This is a genomic window from Pyxidicoccus fallax (genome assembly GCF_012933655.1).
In the GTDB taxonomy this organism is placed as follows: Bacteria; Myxococcota; Myxococcia; order Myxococcales; family Myxococcaceae; genus Myxococcus; species Myxococcus fallax.
In genome coordinates, this window is record NZ_JABBJJ010000069.1 from 1 (window position 1) to 17,742 (window position 17,742).

Here is a 17,742-nt window from a genome sequence, read left to right on the forward strand (position 1 = left end):
TCAGATGGGTATAAGAGACAGCCCCTTCCCCGCCCGAGCAACCCACACCTGCTCCGGAGCAGTCCCCGGGAACCGAGGGCGAGGCGCCGCTCCCCTCCCCTGCGCTGCCACCGCCTTCCATGACTCCGACCGCGCCCGAGCAGCAGTCGTTACCGCCACCGCCGGGGCGCTGACGGCCAGAACGATCCGCTCGCGCTCACCGCCGTTCCGGTTACTCGCGATGACCTACGTCGGGAGCGGCATCGTGCCCTGAAAACACGTGGGGCCTCCACACCCGAACCCGGTGTGGAGGCCCCACGTGTTTCAACACAGTGGACCGCTACGTCACGCCGCCCGGCCGGGCTCCTGCGTCACCTCCGGCAGCGCGTTGGTGGCCGGCACCGTCTCCGTTCCACCGCGACGCCGGAAGAAGCCGATCCGCTCCATGGCCGCGAACACCACCGGCACCACCAGCAGCGTCAGGAACGTGGACGTAATCACGCCGCCAATCACGGTAATCGCCATCGGCGCGCGGAACTCGGAGCCCGTGCCCGTGCCCACCGCCGTCGGCACCATGCCGATGGCCATCGCCGCGCTCGTCATCAGAATCGGCCGCAGCCGGCGCGGGCCCGCCTTCATCAGCGCCTGGTCCACCGAGTCCCCCTCGCGCAGGTGCTGTAGCGCACCGTCGATGAGGAGGATGGCGTTCTTCGTCACCAGACCCATCAGCAGGATGACGCCAATCATCGCGCCCATCGACAGGTGGTAGCCCGTCACCACCAGGCTCAACAGCGCGCCCACCAGCGCCAGCGGCAGCGACACCATGATGGTGAACGGGTGCTTGAAGGACTCGAACTGGCTCGCCAGCACCATGTAGATGAAGACGAACGCCAACAGGAACGCCATGCCGAACGCGCTGTTCTGCTCGTCCAGGCTCTTCATCTGGCCGTCGTACGTAATCGCATACCCCGCTGGCAGCGGCTGCTTCGCCACCTCCGCCTTCAGCGCCGCCGCGATGTCACCCAGCGCCGCCCCCTTCGCCAGCTGCGAGTACACGGCAATCTGCCGCTCGCGGTTGTCGTGCTCGATGACGCTCGGCCCGTCCCGCATCTCCACCGACGCCACGTCCGACACCGGCAAGAGGCCGCGCGGCGTGTACACCTCCAGCTCGCGCACCCGCTCCGGCGTGGCCCGGTCCTTCTCCGACAGCCGCACGCGGATGTCCGTCTCGGTGATGCCCTCGCGCAGCTTCGCCACCACGTCACCGCTGATGGCCAGCCGCAGCTGCAGCGCCAGCGCCGAGGCGTTCAGCCCCGCGTCCGTCGCCCGCGCCCGGTCGATGCGCACCTGCATCTCCGGCTTGGGCGGGTTGGACTCCACGCGCACGTCCGCCGTGCCCTGCAGGCCGCGGAGGATGCCCGCCACGCGCTCGGCCTCCTGGTTGATGCGCGCCAGGTCCGGGCCGGTGACGCGCACCATGATGGGGTAGTAGTCCCCCAGGCCCTCCAGCATCGGCGGGTCCATCAGGTTGACCCGCGTGGCCACCAGCGCCGGGGCGAGCAGCGCGCGCGCCTCCTCCTTCAGCGTGGCGACGCCCTTCTCGCGCGCGTTCTTGTCCACCGTCAGCACGCGCAGACGCGCCTTGTTCACGTCGCCGTTGGTGCCGACGATGGAGTAGACGTCCGTGACTTCCGGAATCTTCTTCAGCAGCGCCTCCGCCTCCGCGGTGCGCGCCTCCGTCTCCGCCAGGTTCACCGAGTCCGGCAGCGTCAGGTCCACCAGGAACTGCGAGCGGTCCTCCGCCGCCATGAACTCCGCGCCCAGCCGGCTCGCCGCCCCGAAGGACAGCACCAGCACCGCGATGGTGATGCCCGCCGTGGCCCACTTGTGCGCCAGCACCCAGCGCAGGATACCCTCGTACACGCGCTCGGTGCCGTCCAGGAAGCGGCGCAGCACCGCCGCCACCGCGTTGTCCCGGTGCACCTCGCCCGGCTTGCGCGTCTTCGCGAGCCGCGACGACAGCATCGGGTCCAATGTGAAGGAGATGAACAGCGAGACGAGCACCGCCACGCAGATGGTGATGCCGAACTGCTTGAAGAACTGGCCCACGATGCCGGGCATGAAGGCCACCGGCACGAACACCGCCACCAGCGACATCGTCGTCGCCAGCACCGCCAGGCCCACGTCCTTCGTGCCGTTGGCCGCGGCGCTCATCGGGTCCTCGCCCTTCTCCAGCCGGTGCGTAATCGCCTCGCGCACCACCACCGCGTCGTCGATGAGCAGACCGATGGCCAGGGACAGCGCCAGCAGCGTCATCTGGTTGAGCGTGTAGTCCAGCACGTACATCACGAAGAACGTGCCGATGACGGAGGTGGGCAGCGCCAGCGAGGAGATGAAGGTGCCGCGCGCGTCCAGCAGGAACATCAGGATGATGAGCACCGCCATCGCGCCGCCGAAGACGAGCGCAATCCACACCTCGTGGGCGTTCTCCTTGATGAGCACCGACTGGTCGATGAGCAGCGTGGCCTCGAAGCCGTTGCCCACCGCGGGCACCATCTTCGCCATCGTCGCCTTCACCGCGTCGCTCACCGCCATGGTGTTGGAGCCCGGCTGCTTGACGATTTCGAGGATGACTGCGTCCTTGCTGTTGAGGCGCGCCAGGGTGCGGCGCTCCGCCACGCCGTCCGTCACCGTGGCGATTTCATCCAGCCGCACCTGGGCGCCCGTGCGGCTCCTGGCCACCGGCAGCGCGCGAATCTCGTCCACGTCGCGGAACTGCCCCAGCGAGCGCACCGTCAGCTCGCTCGGCCCGAGCAGGAGCCGGCCCGCCGGCAGGTCCAGGTTCTCCGCGCCCACGCGCTGGGCGATGTCCAGCGGCGACACGCCCGCCGCGCGCGCCTTGTCCAGGTCGATGTCGATTTGAATCTCACGCGTGTCACCGCCGGTGACGCGCACCTCCGCGGCGCCCTCCAGCTGCGCGAGCGCGGGCTTGATGCGGTCGTCGATGAGCCGGCGCAGCTCCTGCGACGGCAGCTGCGCGGACACCGCGTAGGTGAGGATGGGCGTGGCGGACAGGTCCACGCGGCCCACCACGGGCGAGTCCGCGTCCTGCGGGAGCTTGTTGGCCACGCTGGCCACCTTGTCGCGCACGTCCTGCACCGCGCGGTCCAGGTTGGTGGACAGCTTGAACTGGACCCAGATGACGCCCACGTTCTCGCGGCTGAAGGAGTGGATCTTGTCCACGCCGCTGATGCCGGCCACCGCGTCCTCGATGGGCTTGACGACCTGCGTTTCGATTTCGCCCGGGCCGGCGCCCTTGTAGACGGTCTGGACGCTGACCACCGGGAAGGACACGTCGGGATAGAGGTCCGTGCCCACGCGCCCCAGGCCCATCAGGCCCAGGACGATGAGACAGAGCGACATCATGGCCGTGAAGACGGGCCGGCGGATGGAGACGTCACTGAGAAGCATGGGGAGGCTCCAGGTGGGCCTTGAAAGGACCGGCGGCTACTTCACGGAGACGCGGGTGCCCTGGGCGAGCCCCGGCGTCGGGTAATCGATGACGGACTCCAGGGGGCTGGGGGCCAGCACCACCACCTCGCGCTCGCGGCGCTCGAGCACCTGCACGTCCACGCGGCGCACCTCGCCCCCCGTCACCACCCAGACGTGGTCCCCGTTGTTGGAGGCCAGCGCGGTGCCCGGCACCACCTGGGCCGCCTGCGCCTCGCCCATGGGCAGCACCGCGCGCGCCAGCGTGTGCGCCACGAACTGGCCGTCCGCGTTGGGCACGCTCAGCTCCACCGGCACGCGGCGCGTGGCGGGGTCCGCGGACGGGAGGATGGTGCGCACCACCGCCTCCAGCGTGCCCGCGCGCGCGCCAATGGACTCCACGCGCACCTTCGTGCCCGGCTTCAGCCGCGAGCGCATGGACTCGGCCACCGTCGTCTTGAGCAGCAGCGTGTCCAGCCGCTCCAGGGTGAACAGCGGCGTGCCCGGGCCCACCGTGGCGCCCGTCTGCTCCGGCGCGTCGACGATGGTGCCCGCGAAGGGCGCCTTGAGGTCGTGCCGGCGCCGCGCGGCGCGGGCCTGCGCCAGCTGCGCCTTCGCCGCCAGCACCTGCGCCTTGGCCTGCTCGGCCTGCGCGGTGGTGGAGCGGTTCTGCAGGTCGCTCACCCCGCCCTCCTGCTGGAGCTTCGCGTTGCGCGCGGCCACGTCCGCGGCGATGGCGGCGGCGGCCTCGGCGGCGGCGACGGCGGCTTCCGCCTGGGCCACCTGCGCGTCGGCGATCTCCGGGTCCAGCTGGGCGATGACGTCGCCCTTCTTCACCACCTGGCCCTTGGTCACCTTGACGGCCGCGAGCCGGCCGCCCACCTCGAAGCCCACCTGCAGGCCCTGGGCGGGGAAGAGCGTGCCCGTCACCTGCTCGCTCGGCGCGGCCTGCACGGTGCGCGCGGCGACGACCTTCACCGCCGTCTCGGCGGCGGGCGCGGAGGCAGCCTCCGCGGGCTTGGACGACGAGGCATCCGCCTTCTGGCAGGCGGACAGCAGCAGCGCGGCGGTGGCCACGCTCACGGCGAGCACGCGGGGGGAGGACGGCTTCCTGGTCGGTTTCACGGGCGATTCCTCGGGGTGCGGGTGCTGCGGGTCTTCGCGCGGGCCTGGGGCCGGCGCGTGGAAGGAGCTGGGGGGCGCGGCGCGCGCGCGGGGGCGGCGAGCCCCGGCACGGACCGAGGCACTTCCAGGCGGGGCATGGTGCCCTCCTGGCACAACTTCTGGAGCGTACGAGCCCAGGCCGACAGGTCCGGCTTCTGCTCCATGCCGGCCATCTGGTTGGACAAGAGCAGGTAGGCGCCGACGATGACGGAGCCGAACAGCTCCGGGTCCATCTCGCGGTCCACCGCGCCCGCCTCCTGCAGGCGCCGGAAGCTCTGGGCCACCCGCGACACCTGCGTGTTCGTCACCTGCCACAGCAGGGACTCGAACTCGGTGCCCTGGCTGCCGCCGACGAGCACCCGCGACACGTCCCGGTAGGCCCACACCAGCTCCAGCGCCTCCAGGTCGTACGCGGTCTCCAGGTCGACGAGCCGCTGGTAGCGCTCGCTGCGCTCCACCCTGTCCCGGGGGCCGGGGATGCCGTGCGCCTCGACGAAGCGCTCCACGGCCTCCAGGCGCCGCGCGTTGAGCGCGTCCATCTCCGACTGGAAGGCCCCCACCACCTCCCCGAAGAGGGCCTCCTTCGAGGGGAAGTGCAGGTAGAAGGCGCCCTTGGACAGCCCACACGCGGCGGTGATGTCCTCGATGCGAGCGCCCCGCAGCCCCCGGCGGGCGAACTCCGCCCGGGCGGCACTCACCAGGGCATCTCGGGCATGGGGGTCGGCGGGGCGTGGCATGGCGGCGCGGTTACTAACCCATGGGTCAGTAACGGCGCAAATGTGACTGAACCGCGGGTCAGAAATCCATACCCCCTCTTATCGGGGAGTGAAGTCGCCGTCTCCGGCCCTGGCCGCGGGTGCGTGTAGGCCCACGCCTACTTCCGGGAAGAAGACAACGGGCGGCCCCGCCAGACGCGGAGCCGCCCGTGTGAATGTTCGCTGGCCCTCGAGGCCGTGGGGACTACGGGTAGAGGATGGCCGCGCCCTGCTTGTCCAGGGTGGTCAGCGTGAGGCTCCAGGTGTTGGTGCCGTTGCACTGGGGATAGTGCATGACGGAGCTGGAGTCGTACGGCGTCAGGCCGCGCCAGTTGTTGTCCTCGAAGCAGGCGCCGGCCTCGGGGCGGGTGTGCTCGTGGCGGAAGCCGAGCGTGTGGCCCAGCTCGTGGCGGAGGATGCCGTCCAGGCCCGGGGCGCCCGCGGAGAAGGACGAGTTGTCGATGAGGACGTTGCGGCTGCGGCGGCTGGAGTTGGGGAAGAAGGCGCGGGCGAGGTACTGGCCGCCCACGTTCACCGGGCTCACGTCGAACACGACGTTGCCGTTGCGCGCGTTGCAGTTGGGGTCCTGCGCGGTGACGTGGATGAAGTTGATGCGCGCCGCGCCCTCCCAGGCGCTGACCGCGGTGTTCATCGCGCTGACGACCTTGCTGTAGTTGCCGCCGAAGCCCGTGCTCACGCAGTACGTGAGGTTCAGGGCCTCGCTGGCGGTCCACTTGATGTCCTTGCCGCGGGTGGAATAGACGGCCAGCCCGTCCTGGGTGGTGGCCACGCCGGACTTCGCCTGCTCGAAGGCGTCGCGCAGCAGGGCCTCGCTCTCGTAGGCCTGGTCGCCGAAGGCGATGAACACACCGGTCTCCGGCTCCTGGTAGGCCAGCTGGCGGAACTCGTCGAAGGACATCTCGCGGGTGTCCTTGGGCGACTGGGCCTCGGACCCACCGCACGCGGTGCCGAGAAGAGACACACCCGCCAACAGGGCCATGGAGCGGAACTTGAGCATCGGTCTTCCTTGAGGGACTGCGAGGAGTTGCCCCGGGCAGGAAGGCGCGTCCCTCCCGCCCGGCGTGGCGGACCTCCAGAGCAAGCCCCGCGCCAGCTCCGCCAGCACAGGAAGTCTCAAGGGTTGTGGAAATCCCTTACGAAGTCATGGTGCGTCACTGCCCCAGTCCGGGTTTCCCGTTTCGTTAAAAGATTTTACAAAACAGGAATGAAGCCCCGAGAAGTCAGGGGCTTACGGGCACTCGCGCCTCGTCCCGACTTCGAACAGGGTTGTTCGAACCCCGGACACCGACGCAGGGCGTCAGGTGCCGGCGGGGGGCGGCTTCGCGGGGGCGGCCAGCGCGGTGCACAGGGGGCACGAGGCGGAGCCGTGGGGCGTGTCGCGGCGGTGCAGGTCCAGCACGGCGCGGGAGATGTCGGCCAGCTCGCGACGCACCTCGCGCCGGGCGCCCTTCACGCGGGCGATGCGCATGTCGTCGTAGCTTGTCGTCTGGTGTCGCATCCAGGCGATGACGGCGGCCTCGGCGCGGCGCTCAATGGGGATGCGCTCGGTGCGGGCCACGGTGCCGCTGCCCACGGGGGTGGCGTGGGCGGCGACGAGGACGGCCATGCGCTTGGCGTGGGGCAGCCACGCCGGGGAGAAGGCGAGGAAGCGCAGCACGGCGTTGGCGAAGTCGACCTCGTACTCCTCCTGCTCGCGGGCCCGGCGGGCGCGGCCGGCGGCCAGCTTCTTCTCGTAGGCGGGGGTGGCGCGCTCGGCGTCGAGGGCGGCGCGGGCCTGGACGATGTGGGCCTCCGGCGCCCATACGCCCCGGGAGAAGAGCTTGCGGCCCACCTTCTCCTGCACCGTCCAGGAGGGCCCGGCGGCCTTCACGCGGCGGGTGAGGCCGGCGTCGCCGGGGGGCAGGAGGGCCCAGCCTTCGGGCACGGTGAGGAAGCGGCCATCCTGGGTGCGCACGCGGCGAGGGTCCGCGGTAGGACCCACGGTCAGGGAGTCAGGCATGAGAGTGTCCGGGGGGCGGCCTCATAGCGCAGGGAGCGTCAGTCAGGGAAGCACGGGCGCGTCCAACCCTGGTAAATGGCCGCCTCGCGCCGCACCTTGGCGCAGGAGGTCCTCTTTCGCGTGGGAAGCGCCGGCATGTCCCTCCTCAGGCTCACCTTCCTCGGCACCTCCGCCGCGCAGCCCACGCTGCACCGCAACCTCTCCGGCCTGGCCGTGAAGGCGGACGCGGATCTGCTCCTCTTCGACTGCGGCGAGGGCAGCCAGCGGCAGATGGTGCGCTTCGGCACCGGCTTCACCGTGGACGCGGTGTTCTTCACGCACTTCCACGCGGACCACTACCTGGGAATCATCGGCTTCCTGCGCACGCTGGGGATGATGGGGCGCGCCCAGCCCATGCGGCTGTACGGCCCGCCCCCGGCGAAGCGGCTGTTGCACCAGGCCGTGCACCTGGGGCTGGAGTCGCTGGCCTTCCCGGTGGAAATCATCGAGGTGAAGGACGGGGACGTGGTGCGCCGCGACGGCTACGCCATCCACGCGGTGGGGGTGGACCACCGCATCAACGCGCTGGCGTACGCGCTGGTGGAGGATGACCGGCCGGGGCGCTTCAACCTGGAGAAGGCGCGCGCGCTGGGCGTGCCGGAGGGCCCCAGCTTCGGGAAGCTGCAGAAGGGCGAGACGGTGACGCTGCCGGACGGGCGCCAGGTGCGGCCGGAGGACGTGCTGGGCGCGGCGCGGCCCGGGCGCCGGCTGGTCATCTCCGGGGACACGCGCCCGTGCGCCTCCGTGGTGCGCGCGGCGAAGGACGCGGACCTGCTGGTCCACGAGTCCACCTTCTCCGACGACGAGCAGGAGCGCGCGCTGGAGACGCGCCACTCCACGGCGCGCGAGGCGGGGCGGGTGGCGCGGGAGGCGGGCGCGCGGCGGCTGGTGCTCACCCACCTGTCCAGCCGCCACGACACCGACCCCGCGAGGCTGCTCGCGCAGGCGCGCGAGGAGTTCAAGGGGCCGGCGGAGGTGGCCTTCGACGGCTTCACCGTCGAATTGCCCCTGCGGGACTGAGCGCTACTGAATCGTCTCGGCCTGGGCCTTCAGCGCGCTGGCCGAGTCCGTGTCGATGCGCTGGATGAGCTCCCACTCCAGCTCCTCCTCGCGGTTGAAGTTGCCGGTGTCGGTGCGCGGCCCCGAGTCGTTCACCTCGTTGGTGCGGCCGGTGGTGTTGTCGGCCGGGCGCGACTCGGTGGAGATGCGCTTCCAGTACTCGATGGAGCACTGGCCGGGGCCCTTCTGGATGCCGCGGATGAGGTAGGCCTCCCAGGTGGTGCCCAGGGACGACGGGGCGCCCGCCATCTTGAACTCCGTCTGGACCTCGAAGCCCTCCTTGCCACCGCGCAGGGAGAAGCCCTTCTCCTTGATGAGCGCCAGGGCCTGCGGCCACACCTCGGCGATGGGCTTGCGGTACACGTGCTCGCGGGCCTTGTCGTGCAGGAAGGCCTCCTTGCGGCGGCCGGCACAGCCAGCGGTGGTGAGGGAGACGGCGGCCAGCAGGAGCAGCGCCGTGGCGCCGCGACGGGACAACGACAGGTTCATGTTCTCAGGACTCCCCGGGAGTGTGAGGTGCGCAACCATACCCCTCACCCGCCACCCGCCGCCAAGAGGCCCCCGGGGATGGTTTCCTGGCGCAACTGTGTCCCACCCACGCTCAGCGTGTGGGAGTAGGGTCCGCTGAACCCAGATGCTCCAGCAACAGGGAGGCGACCTGGGCCGGGGCCTCCAGGGGCGCGAAGTGTCCCACCCCGGGGAGGTAGCGCACGTCGGGGGGCCGCTCGAAGTAGGGCTCCAGGTCCACCGTCAGCTCGCGTCCGAGGGCGACATCCTCCTCGGCCCAGACGAGGCGGAAGGGGGCGCGGATGCGGGGGTACTCGCGCAGCATCCGCCGGGCGCCCTTGGGGGTGAAGAGGCCGCGCACCGCCTGCCGGTAGTAGTCCACCGCGGCGCGCGCGGCGTCCGGGTGGGCGAAGTGGGCGGCGTAGGGCGCCAGGCGCTCGTCGCTCGCGCGGGACGGGTCCACCATGGCGCGGCGGATGAGCTGGGGCACGAGCGCGCCGCCCCGGGCGGACAGGAGGCGCTCGGGCAGCACCGGCAGCTGGAAGAAGAACATGTACCAGGAGCGCGCCAGCTGGGGCGGCCACCAGATGCGCTTCGCCATGACGGCCGGGTGCGGGCAGTTGACGACGGCCAGCCGGTCCACGACGTCCGGGTGCCAGGCCGCCACGTGGTAGGCGATGCCGCCGCCCCAGTCATGGCCCACCACGTGCGCGGGCCGGCCGGGCTGGAGGTAGCGGATGAGCTCGACGATGTCGCCGGCCAGCGTGTCGGTGTCGTAGCCGGAGCGCGGCCGGTCCGTGCCGCCATAGCCGCGCAGGTCCGGGGCCACCGCGTGGTAGCCCGCGGCGCCGAGCACCGGCAGCACGTCGCGCCAGCTCTCGGACAGCTCCGGGAAGCCGTGCAGCAGGACGACGAGCGGACCGCCGGAGGGGCCCGCCTCCAGCGCCTGCATGCGCAGCGAGTTCAGGGGAATGGAGCGCGAGGTGGAAGTCTGGGGAGAAGCCATACGGGGCCCACCCTAGGCATGCCGCGCGGGGCGCGCGTGGCCCGCGTGGCGCCATGCGTCGCGCGCCGCACACCGGCGGACACTCATTCCCGTGCCCGGGGATGCGGGCCGTGCACATGATGGAGGGCAGCGATGATTCCCATCAGCGACGACAACCCGACCCTGCGCACCCCCGTGGTGACGTACCTGCTGCTCGGCGCCATCCTCGTCACCTGGTTCTTCGTCCAGGGCGCGGGGTTCGACGCCTACAAGCTCGCGGAGAGCGTGTGCAACCTGGGCATGGTGCCCGGCGAGCTGACGGGCCGCGCGCCGCTCGGGTTCATCCTGAAGATGGGTGATGGCATCGGGTGCGGCATCGACAACGAGACCATCAACCGGCTCACCCCGCTCACCTCCATGTTCCTGCATGGCGGGTGGATGCACCTCCTGGGCAACTGCCTCTTCTTCTGGGTCTTCGGCAACAACGTCGAGGACAGCATGGGGCGCTTCCGCTTCCTCGTGTTCTACCTGGCGTGTGGCCTGGCCGCGGCGGCTGCGCACGTGCTGGTGGACCCGACGTCGCCGGTGCCCACCGTGGGCGCTTCCGGCGCCATCTCCGGCGTCATGGGCGCGTACCTCGTGCTCTACCCGCGCGTGCGGGTGAACATGCTCTTCATCATCTTCATCTTCATTCAAATCATCCCGGTGCCCGCCTGGGCGGTGCTGCTGTGGTGGTTCGTGGTGCAGGTCATCAGCGGCCTGCCCCAGTTGATGACGGTGGAGCAGGTGACGGGCGGCGTGGCCGTCTGGGCGCACGTGGGCGGCTTCGTGGCCGGCGTGGTGCTCATCAAGCTGTTCCAGAACCCGCGCTACACCGCGAAGCGCACCTCCTGGCGGCACCGGCTGCACCCGGACCACCCGTAGGCCCCGCCTCCCGCACCGTGAAGTCGCACCGGCGGCGGGGTGGCACGCTCACGCCGCGGCGCGGCGCGCCCGTGGAGCGCTGGCCCTCCGCCACCGGGTGCGCCAGAGTGCCGCGCCGCCAGCCCCGGGGGACGGGGCGGACTTCGAGGCAGGTGCGAGACACGATGCTGCGACGACTCGGTGGACTCTTCGGTGCGGTGCTCCTTCTGACGGGCATGGCCGGCTGCGCGAAGCGCGCGCCGGAGGCGGAGGGCGGCAAGGGCCCCGCCACGGGCACCACGGTGTACGTGGCGAAGCGCGTGCGGACGCTGGACGCGGACCGGCCGGTGGTGGAAGCGCTCGCCGTGCGCGAGGGCAAGGTGCTGGCCACGGGCACGAAGGACGAGGTGATGGCCGCCGCCGGCGCGGGCGCGCGCGTGGTGGACCTGGGCGACGCCACGGTGGTGCCGGGCCTCACCGACGCGCACGGCCACCTGTCCGGGCTGGGCAGCGGGCTGGTGACGGTGAACCTGGAGGAGGCGGCCACCAAGGCGGAGGCGCTCGCGCGCGTCGCCGCCGCGCCCCAGACGGCCTTCCAGGGCGAGTGGCTCATCGGCCGCGGGTGGGACCAGAACGACTGGCCGGAGCGGACCTTCCCCACGCGGCAGGATTTGGACGCGAAGCACCCGAACACGCCGGTGGCGCTCAGCCGCGTGGACGGGCACGCGCTGTGGGTCAACAGCGAGGCGCTGCGCCGCGCGAAGATTGGCCGTGACACGAAGGACCCCACCGGCGGCCGCATCCTCCGCGGCCCGGACGGCGAGCCCACCGGCATCCTCGTGGACAACGCCATGGACCTGGTGTTCGCGGTGCTGCCGCCGCCCACGGACGCGCAGCACGAGGCGCAGCTGGCCGCGGCGCTCGCCCGCTCCGCCCAGGCGGGCCTCACCAGCGTGCACGACGCGGGCATGGACCTGCGCACCTTCCGCCTGTTCCAGCGCTGGGACAAGGAGGGCAAGCTGCCCGTGCGTGTGTACGTCATGGCGGACGGGCAGTCCGCCGAGCGCGAGACGTACCTGAAGGAAGGCCCCTTCCAGGGCAACCACCTCACGATGCGCGCGGTGAAGCTCAGCCTGGACGGTGCGCTGGGCAGCCGCGGCGCGGCGCTGCACCACGACTACAGCGACGAGCCCGGCCACAAGGGCCTGCTGCTCCTGACGCCCGAGGAGTACGAGGCGCGCGTGAAGGCCTTCATGGCCCGCGGCTTCCAGGTGTGCACGCACGCCATTGGTGACAGGGCCAACACGCTGGTGCTGGACGCGCTCACCCGCGCGGCCGAGGCCACCGGGACGAAGGACGGCCGGCACCGCGTGGAGCACGCGCAGGTGATGCGGCTGGAGGACATCGACCGGCTGGGCAGGAGCGGCTTCATCGCCAGCGTGCAGCCCACGCACGCCACCAGCGACATGCCGTGGGCCGAGACGCGCGTGGGCCCCGAGCGCATCCGCGGTGCCTACGCGTGGCAGCGGCTGAAGGCCTCCGGCGCGGTGCTCGCGCTGGGCAGCGACTTCCCCGTGGAGCGCCCGGACGTGCTCCCCGGGCTGTACGCGGCCCGCACGCGGCAGGACGTCCAGGGCCAGCCCGCCGCCGGGTGGTACCCGGACCAGCGGCTCAGCGGCCAGGAGGCCCTGGAGGGCTTCACCGTGGGCGCCGCGTACGCCGCCTTCGCCGAGGGCCAGCGCGGCCGGCTCAAGCCCGGCATGGACGCGGACTTCGTCGCACTGTCCGTGGACCCGGTGGATGCTCCCACCTCCGAGCTTCCCGGCGGCAAGGTCCTCCTGACGGTGGTGGCGGGCGCGGAGGCCTACCGCGCGCCCGCGAAGTGAACCCCGATTCAGGTTTCGTGCCACTGTATTGATTCAATGCAGTGGCGCCCGCCCGCGAGCGCGCGGGCTTCACGGACAGCTCTTTTCGCTGGCTCGACGGGTGCTCTAGCATACCGCGCCGCCATTACTTTCCGGGCGGGCCACCGTGGCCCACCGGACGGCGCGAGGGTCCTCTGGCCGTGACAGCTGCGTTGTCTGGAGTTCACTACAAGGGCTTCACCGTCCAGAACCTGCTCGCGTATGTGAGCGAGCGGTTCGGGGAGGAGACCGCGCGCGCGGCGGTGGAGTCGCTGTCTCCAGAGCTGCGGACGCACACGGACCCGCGCACGGCGCTCGCGGTGGGCTGGGTGCCGGTGGAGACGTACTTCGGCATCGTCGAGTACGTGGTGAACCACCACTTCGAGGGCAACGCCACGGGCGCGCAGACCATCGGCTACGAAGTCACGCTGCGCGACATCCACTCCATCTTCAAGATGGTGCTGCGCTTCACCACGCCGTCCATGGTGCTGGGCATGGCGCGGCGCATGTGGCGCTCGTACTGCGACCAGGGCGAGCTGGTGCACTCGGAGGAGGACGGCGTGGGCGTGCTGACGCTGCGCCAGTTCGCCTACCAGACGCCGGTGTCCATCAATGAACTGGCCGGCGGCTTCAAGGCGTACCTGGAGTGCTCGAGCGCGAAGAACCCCCGCGTGGAGGTCATCGCCCCCGCGGCCGACGGCGCCCTGCGCTGGCGCATCCGCTCCGGGTAGGAGCCAGGCGCACCGCCGCGCCATTCCCTCTCACAGACATGTGCCCCCGCGCGCCGGGTGCGTGACGCGCGTGTGGCGGTCTCGTCAACAGTGTGAGTGATATGGCCGATGAAGCATTGCAGCTTGAATGCGGGGCCTGGGGTGTGGCACACGCGCGCCACCCTTCCGAACGCTCATTCGTTCCGAGACCCACACCCCAGGAAGTGCGCAATGTTTCGCAAGCGGTGGCAGGCGTGTCTGTTGATGCCGGTGCTGGTGATGGGTGGCTGTGGCCCCTCGCCTGAAGCCTCGCAGACGGCCTCCGTGGACGAGGGCGCGCAGCAGGAGTGGGTGGCGCCTCCCACGCCAGTGAACGGCAACATCGTGGACAGCACGGCGTACATGGGGCGGGTGGAGCTGGGCGGCGCGGTGCAGACGCGCTTCACCGCGGGCCCGGGGCACCTGTCCTTCGGCTTCAATGTGCGTGCGGGCGCGCAGGTGAAGCTGGAGGTGACACACCTGGGCAGCAACCCGCACCTGGACACGCACCTGCTCGTGTACGGGCCGCGCCAGGCGGACGGCAGCTACGGCAGCGCGGTGCTGGCGCGGGACGACGACGCGGGCCACGGGCAGCTCAGCAAGGTGGCGGCGCTGGCGCTGTCCCGGGGCGGCGAGTACCTGGCGGTGGTGAGCGCCGACGGCGGCGCGGGCAAGCAGTTCCGCCTGCAGCTGGACTGCATCAACGGCGCCTGCGCGCCCGAGGTGGACGCGGCGCTCTACGCGGCCTGCGACGTGGGTGTGGCCTCTCGCATCGAGGCGTGCATCCAGAGCACCGCGGAGTGGTACGGCGTGGCGCTGGCGGACGCGTACGACACCTGCACGGGCCCGGACGACGCGCACGCCTTCTACCGCGAGGTGTGCAACGCCGGAGACACGTCCCCCGCATGGTGCCAGGGCGGCGAGACGCAGTTCCTCCAGCGCATGTGGCCCGAGTGCCAGGGGCCATCCCCGCGCGACGACGTCCGCTGAAGGGCGCGCGGGCTCCTCACCCCTGGAGCCGGTGCGCCGTCCACGTGCCGTGGGCCGGCTCGCCCCAGCACACGCGCACCTCGCCCGCGGCCGTGTCCGCGACGAAGCCCGCCACCGTGCGCTCCCGGCAGATGCTGTCCGGGAAGCCCTGCCGGTCCGCGAGGAGGTCCATGACGCCGCGCACGTCCAGCCCCGCCCGGGCCAGCACCCTGCCGCGCGCGAGCCGGGGCGGCGAGTCCGCCTGGGGCTCGCCCACGCTCCGCGCCAGCTCCGGGTCCAGGAAGTGGTTGGTGTGCACCCAGGCCCCGGCGTCCGTGGCCTCGGTGACGGCCATGCGCGTGGACGTCAGCTCCACGTTGACCACCCGCCCGCCCTGGGCGAGCACGCAGTTGCCGCTGCCTCCGCGGGGCGTGGCCGCGAGGAAGTCCAGCGCGGCGTCGATGGACGGCGCGTCCACCAGCGCCCGTGTCACGAAGTCCATGGGCAGGCCCACGCGCGCGTCCGGGTCCGGCAGGTAGTCCATCAGCACCGCCATCCCGCGCCCGTTCAGCGTCGCGGAGCAGCCCGGCAGCGCGTACACGTAGCACAGCGCCAGGAACCGGCCCGGCCGCGCCGCGTCCGTCACCGTGGCGTCCAGGAGGAACACCTCCTCCGCCACCGCCGCCATCGAGTCCTCCGTGTGCCCCACGACGATGCCACCGTGCGGCCCGCGCACCGCGAGGCTCGTGCAACCGTGCGCGGCCGAGACGGGCGGCAGCCCCGCGCTGCTCAGGTACGAGAGCACCTCCAGCGGCACGTCCGCCGCCCGGGCCCACGCGCGCAGCTCCGCCAGGTACCCCGGCGTCCAGCGCTCGGCGGCGTCCAGCGCCGGGGCGATGCGCTCGCGCAGCGTGGCCGCGTCGATGCCCTGCCCCGCGAGCCCCTCCAGCGCCGAGCGCGCGGCCGTCTGGATGTGCTCGCGGAAGGCACTACCCACCGCGGCCCCCAGCGCCTCGTGCCCGCCCGTGAAGCGGAGCACCGGCAACGTGGCTCCCTGTGCAACGCGCGCCATGGCTATCTCGCCTCCGTGTCGTGAAGCACCACCTGCATGAATCCTCGATGAACGCGGGACACCGCTCTGTCGCCTCCGTGTCGCCTTCGCGAGCGCGCCATGGCTACAGCTCCGCCGTGTAGCGCAGGGACTGGATGCGGCGGTTGAGCTCCTCCTGCGCCGTCTGCCGCTCCTTGGTCAGCCGCTGCTGCTCGCGGGCGATGGCCTCCAGCCGGTCTTCCTGCTCGTTGAGCTTGGTGACGAAGCGCTCGGCCAGCTCGCGCTGCGACGCGCCGCTCTTGAGCGACTCGATGTTGGAGCGGATGCGCTCCTGGTCCCGGAAGAGCTCGTCCCGCTCCGTCGTCAGGCGCTGCACCTCCTGGTCCAGCGCCGTCACCCGCTCGCGCAGCGTCACCACCTCGCGCAGCGCGTCCGCCACCTGCCGGTCGATGTAGCGCGACGACACGAAGTACGTCACCTCGTCCATCCCCATGCTGGAGAGGAGGTACTGGCGGCTGCCGCGCGTGCGCTCCGTCACCACCAGCTCGTCCTGCGAGGTGGGGGCCAGCTCGCGCTTGAAGCGCCACGCGCTGTCCGTCGTCTCCGCCGGCTCCGGCGCGTCCTTCATCAGCTCCCAGCCCGTGCGCGAGTGCTCCACGTAGAGCACCTGCGGCCGCGCCGCCTTGTTGCGCACGAGGTACTTCGTCTGCCGCACGTGGAAGTACTCCACCACCAGCGTGCCCCGGCTCACCACCGTGCGGAACACCGGGCCGTCCTCCGTCCGGTCCTCCACCGACACCGCGCAGCCCAGCTCCACCGCGTACGGCACGAAGCGCTTGTCGTGCGGCTTCATGGTGTCCAGCATCGCCTCGCCCACGTACCGCTCGTCCTCCGTCACCGTCACCGGCCCGCCCTCCAGCGTCAGGCCGGTGGTGTTCTTCAGCTCGATGCAGGCCATGGGGTTCTTCTCGCGCGTGGCCCGGTTGTAGAGGAGCACCCGCCGGCCCTCGAAGCTCTTGTGGAGGATGGGCACCAGCGCGCTCTGGTTGCGGTGCACCGTCACCGGCCGGTCCACGCCGTACTCGAAGAGGTCGCCCACCTCCTTCGTCAGCGTCGTCACCGCCATGCTCTGCTCAGCGACCTCGCGCAGCCGGGGGCCGCCGCCGCCCGGGCCGCCGATGAGCGCCTTCTCCGCGCGCGCCCTGCGGGGCGCCATCGCGGGCGCGGGGGCCGGAGGCGCCGCCATCGCGGGCGCCGCGGCCATCATGTCCATGGCGCCGCCGTACCCCTCCTCCGGAATCACCGGCGCGGCGGCCGCCTCCGTCTTCACCTCCACCACCGGCCGCTTCATGTACCGGGGGTTGTACAGGTCGTGCACGAAGGACACCGGCAGCCCGGCGATGAGCGACAGCCGCACGTCCACCCAGTCCTCGTCCCCCGTGTTGTCCACCAGCGCCCAGCCCTGCAGCAGCGGCGGCTCGCCCTCGTCCAGGAGGATGCGGTAGCTCGTCTTCCACACCGGCGACTCCAGCACGTAGCTGACGAACAGCTCGCGCTCGCCCTGGCCGTTGGTGAGGATGGCCATCCGCTTGCTGTCCTTCTTGTACGAGGACAGCACCGTGGCCAGGTAGAACTCCAAATCCTTGCGCACCGCCTCGTCGAGGAACTCCAGCTCCGAGATGTCCAGCACGTCGAACGTGCGCAGCGAGCCGCCCACCAGCAGCGACAGGAAGGGCCGCATGACGCTGGTCTCCCCCGCCGCCACCGCCAGCGAGTCCAGGCCGATGATGGAGCCCTCCACCTGCCCGCCGCCCACGCGCGCCCGCACCCGCGCGCCCTTTATCTGCCCCAGCAACGCCGTGAGGCTGCCGTCCGCGGGGATGCGGATGGTGGCCTCCGCCAGCAACTGCTCCAGCGGCTTGGTGGAGTCGTAGCTCACCGCCGACACCGAGCCGCCCGACAAGTCCAGCACCGTCAGGGACTTCAGCACGTCGTTCATGTCGCGCGCCTTGAAGTCCAGGTGGAGCGTCTCGCTGCCGCTCACCTTCCCCAGGCGCTCGAAGTAGCCGACTCCATGCTTGTACAGGACGACGCGGCGGATGGGCAGGTTCGTGGGCATGAGGCGCGAAACTCCAGGAAAGTTGGGAACGGCCAGGGCCACGGTGTATC

General features: G+C 71.4%; 14 protein-coding genes. 5 read left to right on the top strand and 9 right to left on the bottom strand.

Annotation, left to right across the window (positions count from 1 at the left end; translation table 11 throughout):
• Positions 1–324: 324 nt before the first annotated feature.
• From HG543_RS16680 to HG543_RS16700, 5 genes are all read right to left on the bottom strand, one after another.
• Positions 325–3,450 (bottom strand): efflux RND transporter permease subunit, encoded by a 3,126-nt coding sequence (locus HG543_RS16680; protein WP_169345772.1) that lies wholly within the window; start codon positions 3,448–3,450, stop codon positions 325–327.
• A 36-nt stretch (positions 3,451–3,486) separates the two neighbouring features.
• The gene (locus HG543_RS16685) at positions 3,487–4,593 is read right to left on the bottom strand and encodes an efflux RND transporter periplasmic adaptor subunit (RefSeq protein ID WP_169345773.1); all 1,107 of its coding nucleotides are present in this window, start codon (positions 4,591–4,593) and stop codon (positions 3,487–3,489) included.
• Complete coding sequence (locus HG543_RS56345) at positions 4,590–5,330, bottom strand: TetR/AcrR family transcriptional regulator (RefSeq protein WP_343073379.1); 741 nt, start codon at positions 5,328–5,330, stop codon at positions 4,590–4,592. Before HG543_RS56345 ends, HG543_RS16685 begins: the two co-directional genes overlap by 4 nt.
• A 262-nt stretch (positions 5,331–5,592) precedes the next feature.
• A complete protein-coding gene (locus HG543_RS16695; protein WP_169345775.1) occupies positions 5,593–6,405 on the bottom strand; it encodes a M57 family metalloprotease in 813 nt (270 codons plus the stop codon).
• Between the two features lie 300 nt (positions 6,406–6,705).
• Positions 6,706–7,407: a DUF2293 domain-containing protein gene (locus HG543_RS16700; protein WP_169345776.1), complete on the bottom strand. Its 702-nt coding sequence runs from the start codon at positions 7,405–7,407 to the stop codon at positions 6,706–6,708.
• A 135-nt stretch (positions 7,408–7,542) separates the two neighbouring features.
• On the opposite strand from HG543_RS16700, the gene rnz reads away from it, so the two are divergent.
• The gene (gene rnz, locus HG543_RS16705) at positions 7,543–8,466 is read left to right on the top strand and encodes a ribonuclease Z (RefSeq protein ID WP_169345777.1); all 924 of its coding nucleotides are present in this window, start codon (positions 7,543–7,545) and stop codon (positions 8,464–8,466) included.
• 3 nt (positions 8,467–8,469) lie between these two features.
• Here rnz and HG543_RS16710 read toward each other — a convergent pair whose 3' ends face one another.
• A complete protein-coding gene (locus tag HG543_RS16710; RefSeq protein WP_169345778.1) occupies positions 8,470–8,994 on the bottom strand; it encodes a hypothetical protein in 525 nt (174 codons plus the stop codon).
• 112 nt (positions 8,995–9,106) lie between these two features.
• Positions 9,107–10,018 (bottom strand): alpha/beta fold hydrolase, encoded by a 912-nt coding sequence (locus HG543_RS16715; protein ID WP_169345779.1) that lies wholly within the window; start codon positions 10,016–10,018, stop codon positions 9,107–9,109.
• A gap of 132 nt (positions 10,019–10,150) precedes the next feature.
• Here HG543_RS16715 and HG543_RS16720 point away from each other — a divergent pair, with 132 nt between their 5' ends.
• The 4 genes from HG543_RS16720 to HG543_RS16735 all read left to right on the top strand — a co-directional run bounded on the left by HG543_RS16720 (position 10,151) and on the right by HG543_RS16735 (position 14,543).
• Positions 10,151–10,921 (top strand): rhomboid family intramembrane serine protease, encoded by a 771-nt coding sequence (locus tag HG543_RS16720; RefSeq protein WP_169345780.1) that lies wholly within the window; start codon positions 10,151–10,153, stop codon positions 10,919–10,921.
• Between the two features lie 164 nt (positions 10,922–11,085).
• A complete protein-coding gene (locus tag HG543_RS16725; RefSeq protein WP_171817779.1) occupies positions 11,086–12,786 on the top strand; it encodes an amidohydrolase in 1,701 nt (566 codons plus the stop codon).
• Positions 12,787–12,977: 191 nt separating this feature from the next.
• Positions 12,978–13,535, top strand: coding sequence for a hypothetical protein (locus HG543_RS16730; protein ID WP_246357081.1), 558 nt, complete (start codon positions 12,978–12,980; stop codon positions 13,533–13,535).
• Between the two features lie 210 nt (positions 13,536–13,745).
• Positions 13,746–14,543 (top strand): hypothetical protein, encoded by a 798-nt coding sequence (locus HG543_RS16735; RefSeq protein ID WP_169345782.1) that lies wholly within the window; start codon positions 13,746–13,748, stop codon positions 14,541–14,543.
• Positions 14,544–14,559: 16 nt separating this feature from the next.
• Here the strand turns inward: HG543_RS16735 and HG543_RS16740 are convergent, their stop codons facing one another.
• Together HG543_RS16740 and HG543_RS16745 are read right to left on the bottom strand one after the other, a co-directional pair.
• Positions 14,560–15,594 carry a C45 family autoproteolytic acyltransferase/hydrolase gene (locus HG543_RS16740; RefSeq protein WP_169345783.1) on the bottom strand — a complete coding sequence of 345 codons (1,035 nt, stop codon included), beginning with the start codon at positions 15,592–15,594 and terminating at the stop codon, positions 14,560–14,562.
• Between the two features lie 103 nt (positions 15,595–15,697).
• Complete coding sequence (locus HG543_RS16745) at positions 15,698–17,692, bottom strand: hypothetical protein (protein WP_169345784.1); 1,995 nt, start codon at positions 17,690–17,692, stop codon at positions 15,698–15,700.
• Positions 17,693–17,742: the final 50 nt, after the last annotated feature.

Excerpts from the sequence above, each read along its gene's own strand:
- HG543_RS16680 (WP_169345772.1), bottom strand. The coding sequence starts at position 3,450 with ATGCTTCTCAGTGACGTCTCCATCCGCCGGCCCGTCTTCACGGCCATG.
- HG543_RS16695 (WP_169345775.1), bottom strand. The coding sequence starts at position 6,405 with ATGCTCAAGTTCCGCTCCATGGCCCTGTTGGCGGGTGTGTCTCTTCTC.
- HG543_RS16700 (WP_169345776.1), bottom strand. The coding sequence starts at position 7,407 with ATGCCTGACTCCCTGACCGTGGGTCCTACCGCGGACCCTCGCCGCGTG.
- rnz (WP_169345777.1), top strand. The coding sequence starts at position 7,543 with ATGTCCCTCCTCAGGCTCACCTTCCTCGGCACCTCCGCCGCGCAGCCC.
- HG543_RS16710 (WP_169345778.1), bottom strand. The coding sequence starts at position 8,994 with ATGAACCTGTCGTTGTCCCGTCGCGGCGCCACGGCGCTGCTCCTGCTG.
- HG543_RS16715 (WP_169345779.1), bottom strand. The coding sequence starts at position 10,018 with ATGGCTTCTCCCCAGACTTCCACCTCGCGCTCCATTCCCCTGAACTCG.
- HG543_RS16720 (WP_169345780.1), top strand. The coding sequence starts at position 10,151 with ATGATTCCCATCAGCGACGACAACCCGACCCTGCGCACCCCCGTGGTG.
- HG543_RS16725 (WP_171817779.1), top strand. The coding sequence starts at position 11,086 with ATGCTGCGACGACTCGGTGGACTCTTCGGTGCGGTGCTCCTTCTGACG.
- HG543_RS16735 (WP_169345782.1), top strand. The coding sequence starts at position 13,746 with ATGTTTCGCAAGCGGTGGCAGGCGTGTCTGTTGATGCCGGTGCTGGTG.
- HG543_RS16740 (WP_169345783.1), bottom strand. The coding sequence starts at position 15,594 with ATGGCGCGCGTTGCACAGGGAGCCACGTTGCCGGTGCTCCGCTTCACG.
- HG543_RS16745 (WP_169345784.1), bottom strand. The coding sequence starts at position 17,692 with ATGCCCACGAACCTGCCCATCCGCCGCGTCGTCCTGTACAAGCATGGA.